Consider the following 21247-nt stretch of genomic DNA (forward strand, 5'->3'; position numbering starts at 1 on the left):
GGTAGATGATTACAGTGTGATGCGCACACCAGCATTTACTGTTCTGGCAACCGGATAGATGCCTGCATCTGTTCCCGGTGATACGTTGCTGCCGGAAGTTACTTCAGGATCGAAGCCGGTATATTTTGTCCAGGTAAGCAGATTTTGTGCGGACAAATACACGTTGACAGCCGATATTTTACCGATCACCGACCTGGGCAGGGTATAGCCCAACGTGATGTTTCTTATCCGCAGGAAAGAACCGTCTTCGATAAAGCGGTCAGAGAAAACCGGGGCTGGGTCCAGCTTGGCGCGGGGAATAGTTTGACTGGGATTGGCAGGCGTCCACCGGTCCAATGCAGAAGCGGCCGCATTTTGCTGACCGGTAAACAGTTCCAGCGATTGCCGGTTGGCATTCAGGATTTTATTCCCATAAGATCCCTGTAGAAACACTGACAGTGATAATCCCTTCCAGGAAAAGTTGTTGCCAAAGCCAAACACGAAGTCGGGCTGTGCGTTGCCGATAATCGTTCTATCGGCAGCTGTGGTGAAGATGCCGTCGCCGTTAGTATCCTTGTAAAGGCGGTCTCCTGGCTTAGGGACGGCATTGCCGGTATATTTTCCTTTAGTAGCTTCTTCTCCTTTTTGCAGAATACCATCTGTCACGGTACCGTAGAAGCTTCCCAGCGGTTGCCCTACCTGAATGATATAGTTGCCGCTGATATAGGAGCGGGCACCATTGCCGATGGTCAGCACTTCATTATGGTTGAAGGAGATATTAAAATCCGTATTCCAGGTAAACGCTCCGGTAACGTTTTTACTACTGATACTTACTTCCAGACCTTTATTCAATACAGAACCGAAGTTCTGGAGGGAAGCGGTTTGTCCGGAAGTCCAGGGTATTTCTACATTCAGCAGCAGGTTAGTGGTTTTCTTGTAATAGCCGTCCAGCGTAAATAACAGCCTGCCTTTCAGGAATGCCGCATCCAGTCCGGCATTGTACTGCCAGGTTTTTTCCCAGCCCAGGTGATCATTGGCGAGACGGGAAGGAGCAAAGCCCGTGGCTATATTTTTTCCGAAAAGATAATTGAGGCTGTAAAGGGTGGCGAGTGATTGATATTCACCGATTTCCAGATTACCGGTAGTACCAAAGCTGGCGCGTAGTTTCAGGTCGTTGATCACTTTGGTCGCCGGCTCAAAAAAACGTTCGTTGCTGATACGCCAGGAAGCGGCTGCAGAAGGGAAGTAGCCCCATTTGTTGCCTTTCCCGAAACGGGAAGAGCCGTCTGTACGGATGCTGGCCGTAAAATAATAACGGCCGTGATAATTATAGTTGATCCGTGCCAGATAGGAATGCAGTACCCAGGAGGTGGCGTCAGCAAAGGGGCGTACCAATGTAGATCCGCTCTGCAGGCTGTTGTAGGTAAGATCATCTGAAACAAAATTCTGTGCACCGGTTCTTACAATATCACTCTTGAATTCCTGTTGGGTGAAACCTGCCAGCACATCAAAAGTATGTTTACCAATACTACGTGTATACGTGAGGGTATTTTCATTCAGCCAGGAATAAGCATTGTAGGTACCTCTGGCGGCGCTGCCTTTATTCTGTATCCCTTCATAGATAGTTGCCGGGATGTAGTTCTTTTCAGTGGTATTATTCACATCGGCGCCCAGCAACACTTTCAGGTTCAGCCCATCAATGATGCTGTATTCAGCAAAGGCAGTACCCAGCAGGCGGTTGGTGGTTGATTTGTTACGTTGCTCATTGATAGTGGCGATAGGGTTGGCGAAAATGTTTTCGAAAGGATTACGGAGTGTATAACTACCATCTGGTTCATAGATGGTGGCGGTGGGTGGCATCTGCAGCAGGGAGGTGACAAAGCCGGAAGGCGCCACATTGGCGTCTGACTTGCTGACAGACAGGTTGGCGCTTATTTTCAGCTTTTCATACGGTTGTGCGTCTACGTTAGCTCTGACACCCAGTCGGGTGAAGTCTGTATTGCGGACGATACCCTGCTGATCAAAGTAATTGCCTGAAAGGAGATACCTTGTTTTAGGATTGCCGCCGCTGATGGTTAGCTGATGATTTTGTGTGGGGGCGCTGCGGAAAGCGGCGTCCTGCCAATCGGTGCCTTTGCCCAGCTGGTTGATCTGATCCTGCGAAAGATACTGGTTAGGGCCTTTGGAAGGATTGGCATCTAACAGTGCTTCATTACGCAGGATGGCAAAGTCGCGGGCGTTGAGCAGGTCTATCTTCCTGCGTAAGGACTGCACGCCATAAGATCCTTCATAGGAAATCGTGTTCCGGTCAGCTTTGCCTTTGCGGGTGGTGATGATCACTACGCCGTTGGCCCCGCGGGAGCCGTAGATAGCAGTAGCAGAGGCATCTTTCAGCACATCCACACTTTCGATATCAGAAGGATTGATGCTGGCCAGTGGATTAACGGGTGCACCGGTGAGTATACCCGGACCAGCAGGACTGTTGTATATCGGGAAACCATCTATTACATACAACGGTTCATTACCGCCCTGTATGGAGCTGCCTCCCCTTACACGGATACTGACGCCACCGCCGGGCTGCCCGGAAGTCTGGGTTACCTGTACGCCAGGAACAGCACCTTTCAACGCCTGGTCAACAGCACTGACCGGCTGCTTCAGCAACGGACCTGAAACAGATCCTATGGCGCCGGTAAGATCACTTTTTTTCTGCGTGCCATAGCCTACTACCACCACATCATTCAGCTGGCTCTGTACCGATTCCAGCGGTATTTCTATATGGCCGCCGGTAGCTACAACTTCTGTTTTTTTATAACCAATGTAACTGATGATAAGTGTATAAGGGAACTTCTGTCCGGTAACAAATACAAAACGTCCTTCTGCATCAGTAGACACACCGTGCGTGGTACCTTTGATGTTGACCACCGCGCCCGGCAACGGTTCATGGGTGCGGGCATCCACCACTATGCCACTCAGGTGTGAATTGATCAGCGGTGTTGTAGGCACCTGTGCTGTTGAAAGCAAGGGGATAAAAAAGAGCATGGATAGTCCTACCCATGCCAATATGTTTTTGTGTAACATTATCTGCATGATTTAAAAATTTAGCTGCCCGCCCACACAAGCCGGAAAACCTGTAACATGACAACGGGCATGGGAATGTCAGGCCCTGGAAACAAAGGCGCTGTCAGAAAAGAATCTATAGGAGGAAATGCCGGAAAGCTTCTACCGTAGGCAACAACAGCCGGAACAACATCTCACTCCGCCGGTACGGTTGCAGTAATAAGTGGTTGACATCTAAATAAAATTTAGTGTTGAAGAAAAATGTTGCCTGAAGCACTGTTGGTGCCCTGCAGTTTTAATGGGTGGTGCTAAAAACTGTACCAGGGCTGGTTCTGCTGTATATAGATGGTGGTTTTCAGTGCCTGTTCTGATAACAACGTCGTAAAAGTAAGACTATTTTTATTAGTACACAATATTTGTAGACTAATAGTTATAAGATTTTTTTATCGTGCATCAATTTTGTTTGGAAGAAATCGGGAAGTCGGCGTAACTTACATGTAGCATAAAATCATCTGCTAACATCCTCAACTCCGTTTCATGAAAATTTTCTCCCCTGCCCTGATCAGGCAGGTTTGTCAGCGTGCCCTGGCTGCAGCCCTGTTGATTTCCGTTATGCCAACCAGCGGCCAAAGTCCTGCGGTCATCGCCCGTATAGACACCCTGATAAAAACAGACCTGGGACGGCCCTTCAACGGCGTGATCCTCATTGCCCGCAATGGCAGAATCCTGTATTCCCGCTGTTATGGTTTTTCCGACGCGGCGCACAAAGTACCGCTTCAATCCGATGAACAGTTTGTAATAGGTTCTGTCAGCAAACAAGTGACCGGTGTACTGGTACTACAGGAGGCCGCACAAAAACACCTGGACCTGCAGGCGCCTATCGGTCGTTATCTCCACAACATCCCTCAGCGCTGGAAAGACACTGTCACCGTACAACACCTGCTCAATCATGTCTCCGGTATTATCTGGCCCGACAGACCACTGGCATTTAAACCAGGTTCACAATTTGCCTACTCCAATATCGGTTACTCGTTGCTGGGTGAGATCCTCGAAAAAGTAACCGGCAAGCCCTATAACACACTGGTGGCAGACCTCTTCAGCAAAGCCGGAATGAAAAACAGTTATGCACCTGGCAACAAACCTATCGTCCTGAAAAGTTTTCTGGAAGACAGCACCCGCCAGCTCATCCCCACCGGCGCTGATGTAACCTTCATGAAAATGCTGGCCCCCGCCGGCGGTATTATCTCCAACGCCCGCGACCTGCTCCTGTGGAATGAAGCATTGCACAACGGCAGGATACTACCCGACAGCCTCTACAAAATCTTCACCACTCCTTTCTCTCACCGCGACCATCCCACCTGGGGCCCTGTAGACTATGGCGATGGTATACAGATCGCACATCCGGAAACGCTCACAGAACTGGGACATAGCGGCGCCGCTAATATGCCTGCCGCTGCCACCACCTGTATCAACTTTTATTACCCCACCACCCAAACCAGTGTCATCGTACTGGAAAACGTATCCTGGGATACCCGGGATATGGTCAGGGCTTTTGTATTTGAGAAAAAGATCAGGAACATGATTGTGGAAGATATGAAGTGAAATATTTATTCCCAATAAACCAGCAATATCATGAAGGGATACTACCTGTATCATTCTAAGAAAAGACCTCACTAGAACTTCAGGCTCACACTACCGGTAAAGCGTGCCGGGCTTTGTGGTGTGAGCCTTACTGACCAGGCTTTTTCACTTGTCAGGTTGTCAACCTTGAAGCCTATACGAAATTTACTATAATCATAAAACAGTGCGGCATTGAGTATTGTATATGCCGGAATGATCACCTGGGCAGTCTGGGTATTGGTTTGATAAGACGCACTACCGGCATTCCCGCCCAAACCCAGTCCCAGCCCTTTTATACGCCCCTGAGAGAAACGATAGCTGGCCCAGAAGTTCAGCATTTTGTCGGGGCCGGACAAAGCTGGCCTCAGTCCTTCCACAGATTTATCTGCTTTCGTGTATTTACTGTCGTTATAGGCATAACCGGCTAAGATATTGAGGCCGGCTACCGGCGCAGCGGTTACTTCCACTTCCACTCCTTTGCTACGTTGTGTTCCATCCTGAATGGAATAGTTGACATCATTGGGATCAATGCGAAGTACGTCTTTTACACGGATATCGTAGTAGCTGATAGTACCTACCAGCTTATGGTCCAGCACATCGGCTTTTACACCGTATTCCAGCTGATTGCCCTGTTCGGGCTTGAAGGGGTTGCCATTGGCATCAGAACCACCTTTGTTCAGAAATCCGCTCATATAGTTACCAAACAAAGACACGCGGTCTTTCACTACCTGGTATACCAGACCCAGCTTGGGTGCCAGGGCAGTCTGACCGTATTTACCAGTAGTAACACCAGTACTGATGTTGTATACACCCTGGTTTTCGTAACGGTCCAAACGCAGGCTCAGCATAGCTATCAGCCGATCACTGAAGTTGATCACGTTAGAAGCGTAAACGGCATAGGTATTATCACCGTTGTTTTCATAGCGCGGAGTACCAGTAGGTACCAGCGCATCGATGGCCGCACGGCTGGTTTTGTAAGCCGTGCCCGGATTGATAAAGTTGACAGTAGGCCCGTTGACAGAAACCCTGTCGAAAGAGTTGGAATTATTGTAATAGTCCAGCCCCACCACCAGGCGGTTACGGAGACTACCGATTTTAAAATCACCAATAAAATTCTGTTGAATATCAGTAGCAATAAATGCGGTATATCCTACCATCACCTGCGCACGTAGGGTAGAGTCGGACCGACCGTTCAGCGCAGTAATATATCCATCAATGGAAGAACGTGCACGGGAGATGAGGGTCTGGGAAGTCCAGTTGGAAGATATTTTATAATTCACCTGTGCAAAGATGTTCATCATCTGTGTCTGATAGGCGATATCATTGCCCAGGAACATGCGGTTATAGGGGAAGCCCATATCAGCGATGGACTGACGTTTATTGCTGCCCGTATAAGGGTTAAAACGTACTACTGAAGTTCCTTTCGCCTGACCAAACTCCACATCCAGCAACAAGGAGAGTTTATCAGTAATCTGATAGGAGAAGCTGGGGGCCAGACTAAGGCTTCTGGTGAAACCCATGTCCTGGAAGCTTTTTTCGAAGGTAGTAGCTCCGTTAAAACGAAACAGCATGGTTTTGTCTGCATTCACCGGAGTATTCACGTCTACCGTTAGCCGGTTGAAGTTCCAGCTGCCGCCATAGTAGGCCACTTCACCGCCGAAGCCGTTGTAAGGCTTTTTGGTAACACGGTTGTAAAGGCCGCCGTAACTGCTGGACACGTTGGTACCAAACAAGGTGGCAGAGGGTCCTTTAATGGCTTCTACCCGTTCCAGGTTAGCCGGATCTATAGCAGCAAAAGCTGCACCGGCTACGCCATTGCGGGCATTGGGTTCTGTTTCAAAGCCACGGGAGCGGAAGGTAACCCTGCCCTGGTTGGCCAGCATGGGGATACCAGCTCCGGGCACGTTGCGGGAGATACTGCCCAGATCTACCGCCATCTGTTCTTCTATCAGCTCTTTGGAAACGATATTGTATACCTGTGGATTCTCCAGGTTTTTTAAAGGCAGACGCGAGATATAAATACTTTCTTTTTTGGAGAATTTATTAGCGTTGCCCACCACTCTTACTTCCTGCAGTGCCTGTATATTTTCTTTGGGAAGCTGATAGTTCAGCACGGTGGTCTGTCCTGCGGTGACTTCAATCGTGAAGTCCTTTTCTGTAGCACCCAGCATCTGTATGCGGAGTGTATATTTTCCGGGGTTGATGGCATTGAGCTGATAGTCTCCTGTGTTGTTGGTAAGTGTTCCTTTCTGCAGTGCAGGCAGCGACACAGATACCAGCTCCAGTGGCTGGTTGTCCTGCGAGGTCACTTTACCGGAGATACTGCCGGTACCGGATTGCGCCGATAACAGAAAAGGAAAACAGATCAGTGTGTACAACAGGATACTTCTGATAATAATGCTCATGCCGTAAAATTTTTGCAAAGGTAGATGCAGAAAGGCCGGGAGGTTGATCAATTCAGGAATTTTTGAGACCGGGGATTTATGTATTCGGGAATTTTAACTTTTTGGGGGATTACGTAAATACACTGCGTAAGGTGATTGTACTTTTGGGGAGCATTACCAACTAGCTATTCTCTATACCTCCTATGAGATAATCGTACACCCTTTTTTTCACCATTATTGCGGGAATACAAACCGTGATGAATCAATCGACTATTGAGATTATGAAAAAGATCGTTTTCATGCTTGTTTGTTCTATTTCCATGAAGGCTGTTGCACAAAACAGTGAGACTGCAAACACACCCCGGCAACGGGACAGCCTTTTTCTGGCAGAAATGTGGGCGAGCCCTGAAGTAATACGGCTGCAGGAACTACTCGACAGCCAGAGCAATGTACGTGCCCACCTCTTCAAACCACTGGCCGAAAACCTGGCGGCCGGTATACCTGACATTGTTCGAAACAGCCGGACCAATGACAGCATTGGCGGTAACTACGGGAGTAACGGGACATCTGAAAAAATAACAACAGAAAAGAAAAAGTCCCGGCGGAAACATTAACCCCGCAATATTCACCCTGAAGAACTGTTGACGGCTGAAATATACCCTTCCCGCAGGCAGGTTTATATTTCAACCGTCAACATGGGTTCATCGGGTCATTCCTTACCGGCTACACAAATGCATTGTTCCTCACCGCTACTACAGCGTAGTATTTTTTTCTGCCCGACAATTGCCAGGTAAAACTTTCACCTTCCTGTAACCCCATCAGCGCCAGGCCAAACAACGACAGCGCGGAAATACTTCCGTCATGCTCGTCGGCATCACCAGGCGGCACCAGCTTGTATTCCAGATTAATCCGGTTTACCGTGTCACGGATGATAACCGTAGAATACAAACGGGAAACACTGTTGGGAAATTCTTCTGTGCCGAGTATACTGGCACCGTTTATCTTTTCCAGTTGTGCCTGTTGCAAATGCTGATCATACATCAGTTCCGGAGTACTTTTTTTAAGATGGTCCAGCAACAATTCATAATCTTTTTTCAACAGCAGGAGAGATGTTTTATTTGCAGTAGTCATGATGTTATACGTATTATAAGACAATAGATTCCCGGTTGCACACCGGAGTGGCGGCAACGGTCAACAGGCATGCAGTCGCCCGCTATGACAGGCAACAAACACGCAACGGCCACCGCACCTGGATGTGCGGGCCATACATAAATATCCCCGTTCCGTCAGTAACCAACGGAGCGGGGATTAATTATTGAAGTCTTTATAATTTGAAAAGGCGTAAAGTCTGCCACTGATGAATGGCGTAACGCCTGCCAGTTGAAAGAGATTGGCAGGAGAGAAGAAAATGAATATGGAAAAAAGATTTTTCACGAACGATAAAGATACTGAAAAACGGAGACTTCTCCATTAAGCCTTATCTGTCGCCTGTTTTCCGGTATACTCTTCTTTGGTAATCTGATACACAAAATTATGTCTTGTTGCTTCGCCATAATAAGCAACATCTTCTTCTCTCACCTTCCTGGCACCCAGCCTGGTGATTGCTATCTGTGAACGGACATTGGAAGCACCTACATGGAAATACACACTATCCACATACTGAAAAATATAATCCAGCATCAGGTGCTTTACCACAGGATTTAATCCTTTGCCCCAATAACAGGTTGCATAAAACGTATAGCCGATCAAGATAGTGTTGTCGGATGGATTATAATCGTAGAAACGGGTACTTCCGGCTATTGCACCTGTTTTTTTATCAATGATCTTAAAGGCTCCGCCACTTTTTATGGCACCTTCAAAAAAAAGCTGAAATACGTCCCTTTTCCAGCGGTCTTTATTCGGATGCTGCTCCCATATCTTTTCATCGGAAGCTGTCTCGTAAAGGGCTTCAAAATCCGATTCCTGCAGGGGTATTAACTGCAGGTCATCATTCCCGAGGGTAGGTTGTGTATTTATATTCATATCAGTAGGATTCAATTTCTATGCAAAACTACTTTTCATATAAATGATACCTGTACACCAATCGGGAGAAAACGGATAGTCCGGTTTACAGGCACAACAGTTGTGTGTGTTTTGAATGGAGCCAGCGGAAGATAACGGGTTTAACCAGGTTATTTCCCTGTAATCAGGCAGTTCCGGTCAGGATTCAGATAATCCAGTTGTTTCTCTTCAAATAATTGTTCTAAAGCTTCACAACCATTTTCAATCTTATAATCTCTTTCTTCCTTTGTGATTGGAATGAGCCAATAACAATGAATCTGACGGCCCTCGAAGTTAAAAAATGCCAGGTCGTCTTTGTCGAGGTAAGGTAATGATATGAAAGCATGATCACATACGGAGCTATCCAACCACGGCTGACCCACATTGACTGTATGATGAATATTTAAGGGACGACCAGTTCTATGGTAGGACGCACAGTATGTCATCAATTCTACCAGCTTATGATCAGCCTTTGGGGAAAATACAAATAACTCAATCAGGTTGTCATCCATTCTGTCGGCAGACATCCCTACAGTACAATAAACAAATGCGTTGTGGCGGCTGTTGGGAGGGATTTCAAGTACATAGAAGTCAGGATGCAGTTTTTCTTTGGGGCCTTTATCGAGTATATTTTTTCTTCCCTCCACACCAAAATATTGTTGGTAGTGTTGTTCAAGCTGGTTTATATATTGTCTGGAATCTGGTATCTGCATCGAATATCCTTGATATCAATTTTTCTCTTTTTACGAAAGCCCTCGGGGTAATATCAGAATTTTATACAAAAGAAAAAGGGACCAATCATCATGAAGCTGATTGGTCCCTTTTCTGCGGTGAGGGAGGGATTCGAACCCTCGGTACAGTTTAACCCGTACGACGGTTTAGCAAACCGTTCCTTTCGGCCACTCAGGCACCTCACCGTGTATATCCCTGAAGGGGTTGCAAAAATAGGAAAAGTTTTATATTCACCAAAAGCATTTCTATTTTTTTTGAAAAATTTTCTGAAATACCGGATTTCAGGAGGGTGAGCGGAGCAGGCGACAGTGGATCAGCGTGGCCAATTTCTGCCTTTCATGCTGCACCAGCAACGAACAAAACGCTTTCTGGTAAAGGGTTTCCGGGTGTCCCCCAATAATTTAAATCCGCCGCCGGCCTTTTCTATTTTAATTTGCCTTCCAGCTTTTTTATTTTTTATAGAACATCATAAAAAAGGGATTTTCCCGGGAGAATGATTTATCCATTGCCAGAAAAAACACTTCTTTTCCGGGATGCAGTATGATCGCATCGCCTGGCTGTCCTTATTTTTCAGCCAGCGAAACTTATCCGGTTCAGGCGGATAGCATCCGGCATTATCTCCAGCTCTTTTACCAGCAACTTTCCGCTGCTACCAACACTTATTGACGGGTGCTGTTATCATAGACCAACCGGTAAATATGAGGATATTCCGGGAGATAGACCACTCCCACAGGCTCGTCTTTGTAATGCGGTTTCCCAGCTTCTCCGGCTCTGTAGCCATATAGTTCGAGTTGTTTTTTATCGCGTGTGGTAAAACGGACGATTATATTTTCGGTCGCACCACCCCGGTGAGTACGATATATCCCACCTTCGATGGTACCTGCTGTTGTCACGCCATGTTCTGCAAACAGCTTTTCTTCCCGCTGGCTGCTAATACGATAGAAGACCACACTGCCAACAATAGCAGCGGCTCCCCACAAAAAGTACAGTATATAACGCCGGTTTTTATCTCCTTTTTCTGGTATGACATGATACGCGCGTACCGTCTGCACCAGGCACAATGCGGTCAGCAGCCCTCCAGCCAGGGACACCATAAGTCTGTCTTCATGATAAGCAGGAACAGAGATCTGATAACCAAACAAATAAATGATCAGTATTAACAGGATAGCCCATATGACGATGCGAATGTTCATAGAAAGGGTTTAAGTCGACATAACCTGTAAAATACGACAATACTTCGTTATAAAAGTAATGCCGTCCTGTGGAGGAACGGCATTACATAAATAGGTCATGGGGATTGGCTTTACATAGCAGCCAGCTGTACTTTTTGCTGTAATTCGATGACGCTGTCACGGAAATTATTATCGGTGTCCATCAGGTCTTTTACGGTCTGACAGCTGTGGATCACGGTAGTATGGTCCCTTCCGCCGAAGTGTTCTCCGATGGTTTTCAGTGAATTTTTTGTAAATGATTTTGCCAGGTACATGGTTATCTGTCTCGCCTGTACGATCTCGCGTTTGCGTGTTTTCTGCAGCAGTTTGTCGTATGGTACATCAAAGTATTCGCAGACCATTTTCTGGATACTTTCGATGGTGATTTCTTTGGAAGAAGTTTTGACGAAAGACTTCAGTACTCTTTTAGCGAGTTCCAGATCAATCTCTTTGCGGTTCAGGGAAGACTGTGCCAGCAGGGAGATAAGAGCGCCTTCAAGTTCACGTACGTTGGTCTGGATATTATAGGCCACGTATTTCACTACTTCTTTAGGCATTTCCAATCCATCATTTCTCATTTTGAGTTCCAGAATTTCCATTCTGGTTTCAAAATCAGGGATCTGGATATCGGCGCTGAGGCCCCAGCGGAAGCGGCTCAGCAGGCGTTCCTGCACACCGTCCAGGTCTTTGGGCGCTTTATCGGAGGTAAGGATCAGTTGTTTGCCGGATTGATGCAGATGGTTGAAGATCGCGAAAAACGCGTCCTGTGTTTTTTCTGCGCGGGCAAAGAACTGGATGTCATCTACGATCAGTACATCTATCAGTTGATAGAAGTGAATGAAATCGTTGATGATATTATTTTTAGAGTGATCAATAAACTGATTGATAAATTTTTCCGCGCTCACATACAGTACAGCCTTATTCGGATGAATACGCTTTACTTCATTGCCCACGGCCTGTGCGAGGTGTGTTTTACCTAATCCTACACCACCGTAAATAACGAGTGGGTTGAAGGAAGTACCACCTGGTTTTTCTGCCACCGTTTTTCCTGCACGGCGAGCCACACGATTACAATCTCCTTCAATATACGCGTCAAACGTATAGTTGGGATTGAGCTGCGAATCTATCTGTACCCGTTTGATACCAGGGATTACAAAAGGATTCTTAACCGGATTATGTATTGTTAGCGGGAAGTCAACCTCATTATCTTTCTGGGGTTTGACAAACTGCGTCGGCATGTTGACCGTTCTGGGATGCTGGTGTGGTGTACCGTTTTCCACTACAATGCGGTATTCCAACCGGGCTTCTTTACCTAATTCTCTTTTAATTGTTTTCCCTAACAATCCCACATAATGCTCTTCAAGATATTCATAAAAGAATTGGCTGGGGACCTGGATGGTTAAAACATTGTTTTCAAGTTTAATGGGCTTAATAGGTTCAAACCAAGTTTTAAACGGCTGCCATTCCACAATATCCCTAATTATATTAAGACACCTTTCCCAAACTTGTTCGCAAGTTTTATTCATTGAGATAAAATAAATTAGTTGTTTCTTAATTAAGGATGCTGCTTAGTTCTCGAATTCTAAATTCCTCAACGCAGGATGTTGAAAAATTTTCAGACAGGACGACGAATATCTGTAGAAAATGTTGAAAAAAAAAATTTATCTACCCTTGTTTATATTCTCCGGACAACAGTGTGTCAATACTGTGTCATGCCCTGCTGCCAGTGCTTTACAGCACTAACGTTGCACTGTTTTAAGTACCATAAATACTGTTGATTAGCAACATCTTTGTCTCTCTCATTGTCCTTTTTATCATAAATATGGATATATACCTGATAAAATAATATCGCACCTTCTCATCGCAAAAAAATCCAGCGCAGAAAACAGGTGAGATATTCACAATTTTTTCTGCGAGGGTGCAAAACTATGTTAGTATCTCCATTTAAAAAAATGTGTTTGTAATTAGTTATTACCAGACAATTTTTTTATATATCCCGCGCAGGGTTTAAATAAAAAATATTTGCCCGCACTTGGCCGAATGCTGTATCTTTGATCCTTCTGAATTTTAAATTAAATTTTTATGAGTTTTGAAATTACCGGAAAGCTGATTGTGAAGTACAACACGGTACAACGCAGCGAAACTTTTAAAACAAGAGAGTTCGTTATCGAGAAATCCGATGATATCAATGGCCGTGTTATCAACAACTATATCAAATTCCAGTCCGTACAGGACCGTACAGGTATCGTTGACCGGTTCAATGAAGGTGAAAACGTTAAAGTTTATTTCAATATCAAAGGTACCAGATGGGAAAAAGATGGTAAAGTTAACTACATCACCAACCTGGATGCATGGCGTATGGAATCTGTAATGGCCGCTCCTGCCGGCTCAGACCCAATGCCTAACTACAATACTCCGCAAATGCCCGCTGGTGGCAACGATGGTGGCGACGATCTGCCGTTTTAATCCATCCCGGAACAACACCTTATTGCCAAGAGCTTAGCGTATAATGATTATATATACATTATCCGCTAAGCTCTTCGTTATAAACTAACCATGCAAATTTTATAATTTATAACTCTTTTTAGGATAACTCCCTAACTAGTTTTTTCATGCAACAACAAGTCTCCCTGAAGCTGACACCAGCCGATGCAGCTCATCCGTCCCATATTACAACAGCGGCCGCGGCCGCGTTAGGTGTCAAACCAACCGCCATCACCGGCTACTACCTGCTCAAACGCTCTATAGACGCACGTTCCAGACAAGTCTATTTCATCCTTACCCTGCTCGTATTTGTGAATGAACCTTTCCATGAAAGAGTTCATGCACACCCGGTGTATAAACAACTCCCGGCCAACGCACCCAGCGTTATCATCGCCGGAGCAGGCCCTGCCGGCCTTTTCGCGGCATTGCGCCTCATCGAGGTAGGTATTAAACCTGTCATCCTCGAACGCGGAAAAGATGTACGCGCCCGCCGCCGCGACCTCGCCGCCCTTAATAAAACCGGTATCGTCAATCCCGAATCCAACTACTGCTTCGGTGAAGGCGGCGCCGGCACCTATTCAGACGGCAAACTATACACCCGCTCCAACAAACGCGGCGATATCAACCGCATCCTCAATATCTTCGTTCACTTCGGCGCCGAAGAAAAAATCATGATCGATGCCCATCCCCACATCGGTACCAATAAACTCCCGCATATCATCACCGCTATGCGTGAACAGATCATCGCCGCAGGCGGAGAAGTCCACTTCGAACAAAAAGTCAGCAGCCTGCTTATACACAACAGCGCTGTTACCGGCGTAAAAACCGCCACCGGCCAAACATTCGAAGCAAAGCAGGTAATCCTTGCCACCGGCCACTCTGCCAGGGATATATTTGTCATGCTCCATCAGCAAAACATCCTGCTCGAAGCCAAACCCTTCGCCCTCGGCGTCAGGGTAGAACATCCACAGGAGCTGATAGACAGCGCCCAATACCATTGCGACCTCCGTGGTGAATACCTTCCCCCTGCCAGCTATAGCCTGGTGGAACAAGTGGAAGGCCGCGGCGTATTCTCTTTCTGTATGTGCCCCGGCGGCATCATCGCCCCGGCTGCTACAGATCCCGGCGAACTGGTTGTCAACGGCTGGTCTCCTTCCAAACGCAACAACCCCTTCGCCAACTCCGGCATGGTGGTTACCGTAGATGAATCCGACTTCGCTCCGTTTGCCCACCATGGCCCGCTCGCCGCCATGTATTACCAGCAGGCTGTGGAAAAACAGGCCTTCATCGCCGGCGGAGGACTCTTTGTAGCTCCCGCACAACGCATGACAGATTTTGTGAAGGGAAAAGTATCGTCTTCCCTGCCCGAATGTTCCTACCTGCCCGGCGTCAAAAGCACAGACCTGCGCACCGTATTACCCGCAGCTGTACACCAGCGGCTGGCAGGCGCTTTCAAAGCATTCGGCCGGAAAATAAAAGGATACTACTCAGACAACGCTATCCTCGTTGCCACAGAATCACGTACTTCTTCACCCGTGCGGATCCCACGCGACAACGATACACTCGAACATCCGCAGCTGGCAGGACTCTATCCCTGCGGAGAAGGTGCCGGATATGCCGGCGGTATCGTGTCTGCCGCCATGGACGGGGAACGTGTAGCCGATATAATTGCTAGAAAACTTCAGTAAAATCATCCCCTCCGGAATGATCCATTATTCATGATTAATTGTTATTTTTTCATCATGAATCTACTTGAAGTAAGAAACCTGAAAAAATACTATGCCACGCACAAAGCAGTAGATGACATCAGCTTTGATATTCAGCAAGGCAGTATTTTCGGCCTTCTTGGCCCTAACGGAGCGGGAAAAACAACCCTGCTGCGCATGATCACCGGTATCTTCTATCCCGATGAAGGCACGATCCGGCTCAATGGCCAGCAGTACGACCCGCAACGAGATATTCACCTCATCGGCTACATGCCCGAAGAAAGAGGCCTGTACAAAAAAATGAAAGTCGGCGAGCAAACCCTCTACCTCGCCCGCCTCAAAGGCCTCAGCGAAAAAGAAGCCATGCAGAAAATCAGGTTCTGGTTCGATAAGTTCGATATCAATTCCTGGTGGAACAAACGCGTGGACGAGCTCAGTAAAGGCATGCAACAAAAGGTGCAGTTTATATCCACCATCATGCATGATCCTAAACTGCTCATCCTCGACGAACCTTTCTCCGGCCTCGACCCCATCAACTCCAACCTGATCAAACAGGAAATTTTTAACCTCAGTCAGCAAGGTACTACCATCATCTTCTCCACCCATCGCATGGAACAGGTGGAAGAAATCTGTGATCATATCATGCTGGTCAACAAAGGCCATAAAATACTGGATGGCAGCGTCAAACAAATCAAACAGGAGTTCAAGCAGGGCCTCTTCCGTATAGGCCTTGGCGTAATGCCCAATGCCGCCCAGATGGCTACCTACCACTTCAAAATCGTAGAAATCCACGAAAATGAAAAAGCCTTCACGGTAAAAATGAATGAAGACAGCAGCACCAACGATATACTCCTGCACTTCATCCATCAGAATATCCCTGTCACCTATTTTGAAGAAATCTTACCTTCTATCAACGAAGTATTCATCACCCAGGTACAACAAACGGAAAATGCCCCCACAGTGGAGCAGCAACCTGCCTGATCATCCTGACTTACAACTATGAATAAAATCTGGCTTATCATAAAAAGGGAATTCCTTACCCGCGTTCGCAAACGGTCTTTTCTGGTAGTAACATTACTGGTGCCAGTGGCCTTTGCCGCTATGATCATTATCCCCATCCTGCTGGCTGTCGGCGGCAACGAGAGCAAACAAATTGCCGTGATCGATGAAAGCGGCATCTTCAACAACAACCTGCCTGATAAACAAGGCGTATATTTTAAATTCCTGCCCGGCGCCAACCTCGACAGCCTCAAACTACACTACGAGGAAAAAGGCTATTCCGGTATCCTGTACATCCCCAATATTGATATCAACCGGCCTGCCGGTTTAACCTACTTCAGCAAAGGACAAGCCGGCATCTCCCTTGAAACCGGCATTAACAGCGACATCAACCGCGCCATCGAAAAAAAGCGCATGGAGCTGGAAGGTATCGACAGGGCCAAACTGGACGCTATCCGTTCCAACGTCTCTGTAGAATTTAAAAGCGGTGATGATGAAAAGAAAGGCAATGCCTGGGTAGCCTATGGCGTAGGATATGCCAGTGGTTTCATTATCTACATTGTGCTGCTGCTCTTCGGCACCTCCGTGATGCGTGGTGTGATGGAAGAAAAAGTAAGCCGCATCGCGGAAGTAATGATCTCCAGCGTAAAACCTTTTCAGCTGATGATGGGCAAAATCGTTGGCATTGCAGCCGTAGGACTGTTACAGTTCCTGATATGGGGGCTGCTGATCAGTGTGATCTATACGGTGATTCCGCTGTTCATTTCTCCTGAAAGCATACAGACTGCCAGTCAGGGTGGTATGATGGCACAGAGTAATAACGCAGAAGCAGCAGAAGCTTTCCGCCGTATCTCTGACGTGGTAGGCAGTATCAACTGGAGTTTGCTGCTGTCCTGCTTTCTGTTTTATTTCCTTGGTGGCTATCTTTTCTACTCTTCATTGTTTGCTGCCATTGGCAGTCTGGCCAATGAAGATGCCAGCGATGTTCAACAGCTTACTTTCCCTGTCACTGTACCGATCATCATTGGTATTATGGTCATGATGAAAGCTGTACATGATCCCGGCAGCTCGCTGGCTGTATGGGGCAGTATTATTCCATTTACTTCACCGATGGTAATGATGGCACGTCTGCCTTATGGTGTTCCCGGTACGGTTCCTTACTGGCAGCTGATTCTGTCGATGTTATCGCTGATAGGTGGTTTCGTTTTCACTACCTGGGCCGCCGGCAAAATATACCGCACCGGCATCCTGCTGTATGGTAAAAAAGTGACGATGAAAGAAGCGCTGAGATGGATTTTCAAGAAAGGATAAGTATAACAGTATTGACTATATGAAAAAATGCCTTTCCCGGTGGGAAAGGCATTTTTTCGTTTTATTACTACAAAAAATTATCAGAAGTGATTCGTCCCCAGCTGACGGCGGACAGCTTCAAACTCTGTCCAGATCTGCTTTACCACCTCACCTGCCGGCATGATCTCATGTATGAGTGCACTCACCTGACCTATTTCCAGCTCACCTTCTTCCATATTGCCTTCAAACATACCTGCTTTGGCGCGGGCGCGTCCCAGCAATGTTTGTAATGCGTTGATATCGGCGCCTTTATCTTCCGCTGTTCTCACAGCTTCATAAAAATGATTTTTTATCAGTCGTACTGGTGTGAGTTTTTTCAGACTGAGCATGGTATCGCCTTCTTTGGCGTTGACCACTGCCTGTTTGAAATTGATATGGGAAGAAGCTTCGGGGGTAGCTACAAAACGGCTGCCTATCTGCACCGCGGAGGCTCCCAGTGCAAAAGCCGCTGCCATAGCCCTTCCAGAACCGATGCCTCCTGCGGCGATCACGGGTATCTTCACTTTTTCACATACTGCGGGCACCAATACCATGGTAGTCGTTTCTTCCCGGCCATTATGTCCGCCGGCTTCGAAACCTTCGGCTACCACGGCATCTACGCCGGCCGCTTCACTCTTTAATGCAAAAGCGGAACTGGATACTACATGCACCACCTTTACACCAGCGGCTTTCAGCACCGGTGTCCAGGTTTTGGGATTGCCGGCAGAGGTAAATACTACCTGTACTTTCTCTTCCAGAATGATGTTGATCAGTTGGTCAATGTCAGGATATAACAGTGGCACGTTCACGCCGAATGGCTTGTTGGTGGCTTCCTTACAGCGTTGAATATGATGCTTCAGCACATCAGGGTACATGCTGCCTGCTCCAATGAGGCCCAGACCGCCGGCATTACTCACGGCACTGGCTAAACGCCATCCGCTGGCCCATACCATGCCCGCCTGGACGATCGGATACTGTATCCCAAATAAAGTGTTAATCGGGTTCATGCAACGAATATAAGGCGAAAAGCCTTACAACCGGCTCAGCCCAGATCGATCTCTGTATTGTCGCCTATATTCAGGCTCTGGCTGAGCCCTCTGATGTTAGCATCACTGCCTATCAGCGAAGATTTAAGCACCACTTCATACAGATTGCTGAAAGAACCGATGATGGAGTCTTTTACGATAGAGTAGTTAATAACGGTATTATCGCCTACGGCCACATTAGGACCGATGATGGAGTTCTTGATATTACATCCTTCTCCTATACTTACCGGTGGGATAATGATTGTGTTCTCATAAGGCAACACCGGATTGTTGGCCAGTTTGTATTTTTTGAGCAGGATAGCATTGGTTTCCAGCAGTGTGTCTTTACGACCGCAGTCAAACCAGTTGATCACCTTGAATGAATTAAAACGTACACCACGTTCGATCATACATTCCAGTGCGTCGGTCAGCTGATACTCATCATGCGACTTGATATGATTGTCAACATTGGCTTGCAGGCAATCATACAGTTCTTTGCTTTCCTTTATTTTGTAGAGGCCTACCAGGGCAAGATTGGATTTAGGTATCTGAGGTTTTTCTATTACACGGGTAATATGTGCGTTTTCGTCTACTTCCGCCACACCGAAGTTACGCGGATCATCTACTTTTTTCAGACCTAATATAGAATAAGGAGAAGCAATGACTTCTTTGAAATCACATTCACAGATAGTATCTCCCAATACGATCAGTACTTCATCTTCACCCACTACTTCGCGGGTCAGTAATATGGCATGTCCGGTACCTTCCCTGCTATTCTGCTGCACAAAATGACAAGTCAGCTGCGGATATTTTTTTTCTACGTAGTGCTGGATTTTTTCACCCAGATAACCTACAACAAAAACAAATTCCGTGATGCCTGCTTCCACCAGCTGATCCACAATGATACTCAATATGGTTCTGCCAGCTAAAGGAATCAATGCTTTGGGTTGTGTATATGTATGTGGCCTGAGTTTAGTGCCTGCACCTGCCACAGGTATTATTGCCTTCATGTACGTTGTAGTTAGGATAAGCTCCGAATGCCGCGAAAATAGGACAAATTATGAAGATTTACGGATTTTGACTTTTTACCGGTTTTATGTGTTTTAAAATTCAAAAAAGTCAAAATCCGTAAATCTCATAATTGCATTTCATCGGGCTTTATTCTAAATTTGCACAAATTTTTAGGCATCATGCAAAGAGACCAGCAAATATTTGATATTATCCGCCAGGAATTGGAGCGTCAGCGCCATGGCATTGAGTTGATCGCATCTGAAAACTTTACCAGCTTGCAGGTAATGCAGGCAATGGGTAATGTGATGACGAATAAATATGCCGAAGGATACCCTGGCAAAAGATACTACGCAGGCTGCGAAATAGTAGACCAGAGCGAACAACTGGCTATTGACAGGGCCAAACAAATATTTGGTGCGGCATATGCCAACGTGCAGCCTCACTCCGGCGCACAGGCCAATGCAGCTGTGATGCTTGCAATCCTGCAGCCAGGCGACAAAATCCTCGGTCTCGACCTGAGCATGGGCGGACACCTTACCCACGGTTCTTCCGTAAACTACTCCGGAAAGCTCTATCAGCCTCATTTCTATGGTGTTAACAAAGAAACAGGCCTCGTAGAATATGATAAAATGGAAGAAATCGCGCAGCGTGAAAAACCAAAACTGATCGTTTGTGGTGCTTCTGCTTACAGCCGCGACTGGGATTACAAACGTATCCGCGAAATCGCTGACCAGGTGGGCGCCTTCGTACTCGCTGACATCGCGCATCCTGCAGGCCTGATCGCCAAAGGACTGCTCAACTCTCCATTTGAACACTGTCATTTCGTTACTACTACCACCCACAAAACACTGCGTGGTCCTCGCGGTGGTATGATCATGATGGGCAAGGATTTTGAAAATCCATTCGGTCTGAAAACTCCGAAAGGCGAAATCCGTCTCATGAGCTCTCTCATCGATACTGCTGTATTCCCTGGTATCCAGGGCGGTCCGCTCGAACACGTGATCGCTGCCAAAGCCGTGTCTTTCTTCGAAATCCTGTCTGATGAATACGATGTATACGCCAAACAGATCCTGAAAAATGCACAGTCTATGGCGAAAAGCTTCGTGGACAGAGGCTACCAGATCATCAGCGGCGGTACTGATAACCACCTGATGCTCATCGACCTGCGCAATAAAAATATCTCCGGTAAAAAAGCAGAACAAACACTGGTAAAAGCAGAAATCACCGCCAACAAAAACATGGTACCATTTGATGATAAATCTGCCTTCATCACTTCCGGTATCCGTGTAGGTGTACCTGCTATCACTACCCGCGGCCTTAAAGAAGGTCACATGGAACAGATCGTTGACTGGATCGACCAGCTGCTCCTGGATGCTGACAATGATGCCCTCATCGCTAAAATCAAAGGCGAAGTAAACGGCTTCATGCAGCAATTCCCGCTGTATCCTGAACTGTAAGACTGCTGCGCCTTCGGTGCAGTGACATATATTCTTTTAAGCGGTTGTCTTCTGTAAGACAACCGCTTTCTTTTTATAGCGTTGTTCCCAGCATCTTCAGGTCCTATTGACAGGCCAGCATCTGTTATGCGCGGAAACCATTCAACAACACCGCTGAACTTCCTATATCATACCCATTCCTGATAAATGTCCGGGGAACCTACCGAACTTCCG

At 46.8% G+C, this 21247-nt stretch carries 16 protein-coding genes and 1 tRNA gene; 7 read left to right on the forward strand and 10 right to left on the reverse strand.

Going from position 1 to position 21247, the window contains the following annotated elements:
- Nucleotides 1–9: 9 nt before the first annotated feature.
- A complete protein-coding gene (locus tag DF182_RS10130; RefSeq protein WP_113616839.1) occupies nucleotides 10–3057 on the reverse strand; it encodes a SusC/RagA family TonB-linked outer membrane protein in 3048 nt (1015 codons plus the stop codon).
- A 516-nt stretch (nucleotides 3058–3573) separates the two neighbouring features.
- Between DF182_RS10130 and DF182_RS10135 the strand changes: the two genes are divergently transcribed.
- Complete coding sequence (locus DF182_RS10135) at nucleotides 3574–4638, forward strand: serine hydrolase domain-containing protein (protein WP_113615512.1); 1065 nt, start codon at nucleotides 3574–3576, stop codon at nucleotides 4636–4638.
- A gap of 71 nt (nucleotides 4639–4709) precedes the next feature.
- Here the strand turns inward: DF182_RS10135 and DF182_RS10140 are convergent, their stop codons facing one another.
- Nucleotides 4710–7061, reverse strand: coding sequence for a TonB-dependent receptor (locus tag DF182_RS10140; RefSeq protein ID WP_113616840.1), 2352 nt, complete (start codon nucleotides 7059–7061; stop codon nucleotides 4710–4712).
- Between the two features lie 260 nt (nucleotides 7062–7321).
- Here DF182_RS10140 and DF182_RS10145 point away from each other — a divergent pair, with 260 nt between their 5' ends.
- On the forward strand, nucleotides 7322–7654 hold the full coding sequence (locus DF182_RS10145) for a hypothetical protein (RefSeq protein ID WP_147243405.1): 333 nt from the start codon (nucleotides 7322–7324) through the stop codon (nucleotides 7652–7654).
- Nucleotides 7655–7763: 109 nt separating this feature from the next.
- On the opposite strand, the gene DF182_RS10150 is transcribed toward DF182_RS10145, so the two are convergent.
- From DF182_RS10150 to dnaA, 6 genes are all read right to left on the reverse strand, one after another.
- The gene (locus DF182_RS10150; RefSeq protein WP_113615514.1) at nucleotides 7764–8171 is read right to left on the reverse strand and encodes a GreA/GreB family elongation factor; all 408 of its coding nucleotides are present in this window, start codon (nucleotides 8169–8171) and stop codon (nucleotides 7764–7766) included.
- Between the two features lie 339 nt (nucleotides 8172–8510).
- Nucleotides 8511–9062, reverse strand: coding sequence for a GNAT family N-acetyltransferase (locus tag DF182_RS10155; protein WP_113615515.1), 552 nt, complete (start codon nucleotides 9060–9062; stop codon nucleotides 8511–8513).
- Between the two features lie 149 nt (nucleotides 9063–9211).
- Nucleotides 9212–9793, reverse strand: a complete 582-nt coding sequence (locus DF182_RS10160) for a suppressor of fused domain protein (RefSeq protein WP_113615516.1) — start codon at nucleotides 9791–9793, stop codon at nucleotides 9212–9214.
- Between the two features lie 115 nt (nucleotides 9794–9908).
- A tRNA-Ser gene (locus DF182_RS10165) sits at nucleotides 9909–9997 on the reverse strand.
- 474 nt (nucleotides 9998–10471) lie between these two features.
- A complete protein-coding gene (locus DF182_RS10170) occupies nucleotides 10472–11005 on the reverse strand; it encodes a hypothetical protein (protein WP_113615517.1) in 534 nt (177 codons plus the stop codon).
- Nucleotides 11006–11115: 110 nt separating this feature from the next.
- Nucleotides 11116–12549: a chromosomal replication initiator protein DnaA gene (gene dnaA, locus DF182_RS10175; protein ID WP_113615518.1), complete on the reverse strand. Its 1434-nt coding sequence runs from the start codon at nucleotides 12547–12549 to the stop codon at nucleotides 11116–11118.
- Nucleotides 12550–13105: 556 nt separating this feature from the next.
- On the opposite strand from dnaA, the gene DF182_RS10180 reads away from it, so the two are divergent.
- The 4 genes from DF182_RS10180 to DF182_RS10195 all read left to right on the forward strand — a co-directional run bounded on the left by DF182_RS10180 (nucleotide 13106) and on the right by DF182_RS10195 (nucleotide 17523).
- Complete coding sequence (locus DF182_RS10180; RefSeq protein WP_113615519.1) at nucleotides 13106–13489, forward strand: DUF3127 domain-containing protein; 384 nt, start codon at nucleotides 13106–13108, stop codon at nucleotides 13487–13489.
- A 146-nt stretch (nucleotides 13490–13635) separates the two neighbouring features.
- Nucleotides 13636–15195: an NAD(P)/FAD-dependent oxidoreductase gene (locus DF182_RS10185; protein ID WP_113615520.1), complete on the forward strand. Its 1560-nt coding sequence runs from the start codon at nucleotides 13636–13638 to the stop codon at nucleotides 15193–15195.
- A gap of 54 nt (nucleotides 15196–15249) precedes the next feature.
- Nucleotides 15250–16194 carry an ABC transporter ATP-binding protein gene (locus DF182_RS10190; RefSeq protein ID WP_113616841.1) on the forward strand — a complete coding sequence of 315 codons (945 nt, stop codon included), beginning with the start codon at nucleotides 15250–15252 and terminating at the stop codon, nucleotides 16192–16194.
- Nucleotides 16195–16212: 18 nt separating this feature from the next.
- Complete coding sequence (locus DF182_RS10195) at nucleotides 16213–17523, forward strand: ABC transporter permease (RefSeq protein ID WP_113615521.1); 1311 nt, start codon at nucleotides 16213–16215, stop codon at nucleotides 17521–17523.
- Between the two features lie 80 nt (nucleotides 17524–17603).
- Here DF182_RS10195 and DF182_RS10200 read toward each other — a convergent pair whose 3' ends face one another.
- Together DF182_RS10200 and DF182_RS10205 are read right to left on the reverse strand one after the other, a co-directional pair.
- Nucleotides 17604–18548 (reverse strand): NAD(P)H-dependent flavin oxidoreductase, encoded by a 945-nt coding sequence (locus DF182_RS10200; protein ID WP_113615522.1) that lies wholly within the window; start codon nucleotides 18546–18548, stop codon nucleotides 17604–17606.
- 35 nt (nucleotides 18549–18583) lie between these two features.
- Nucleotides 18584–19576, reverse strand: coding sequence for a sugar phosphate nucleotidyltransferase (locus DF182_RS10205; RefSeq protein WP_113615523.1), 993 nt, complete (start codon nucleotides 19574–19576; stop codon nucleotides 18584–18586).
- Between the two features lie 180 nt (nucleotides 19577–19756).
- On the opposite strand from DF182_RS10205, the gene DF182_RS10210 reads away from it, so the two are divergent.
- A complete protein-coding gene (locus DF182_RS10210; protein WP_113615524.1) occupies nucleotides 19757–21034 on the forward strand; it encodes a serine hydroxymethyltransferase in 1278 nt (425 codons plus the stop codon).
- Nucleotides 21035–21247 lie beyond the last annotated feature (213 nt).

The sequence above is a fragment of the Chitinophaga flava genome, assembly GCF_003308995.1.
Lineage (GTDB): Bacteria > Bacteroidota > Bacteroidia > Chitinophagales > Chitinophagaceae > Chitinophaga > Chitinophaga flava.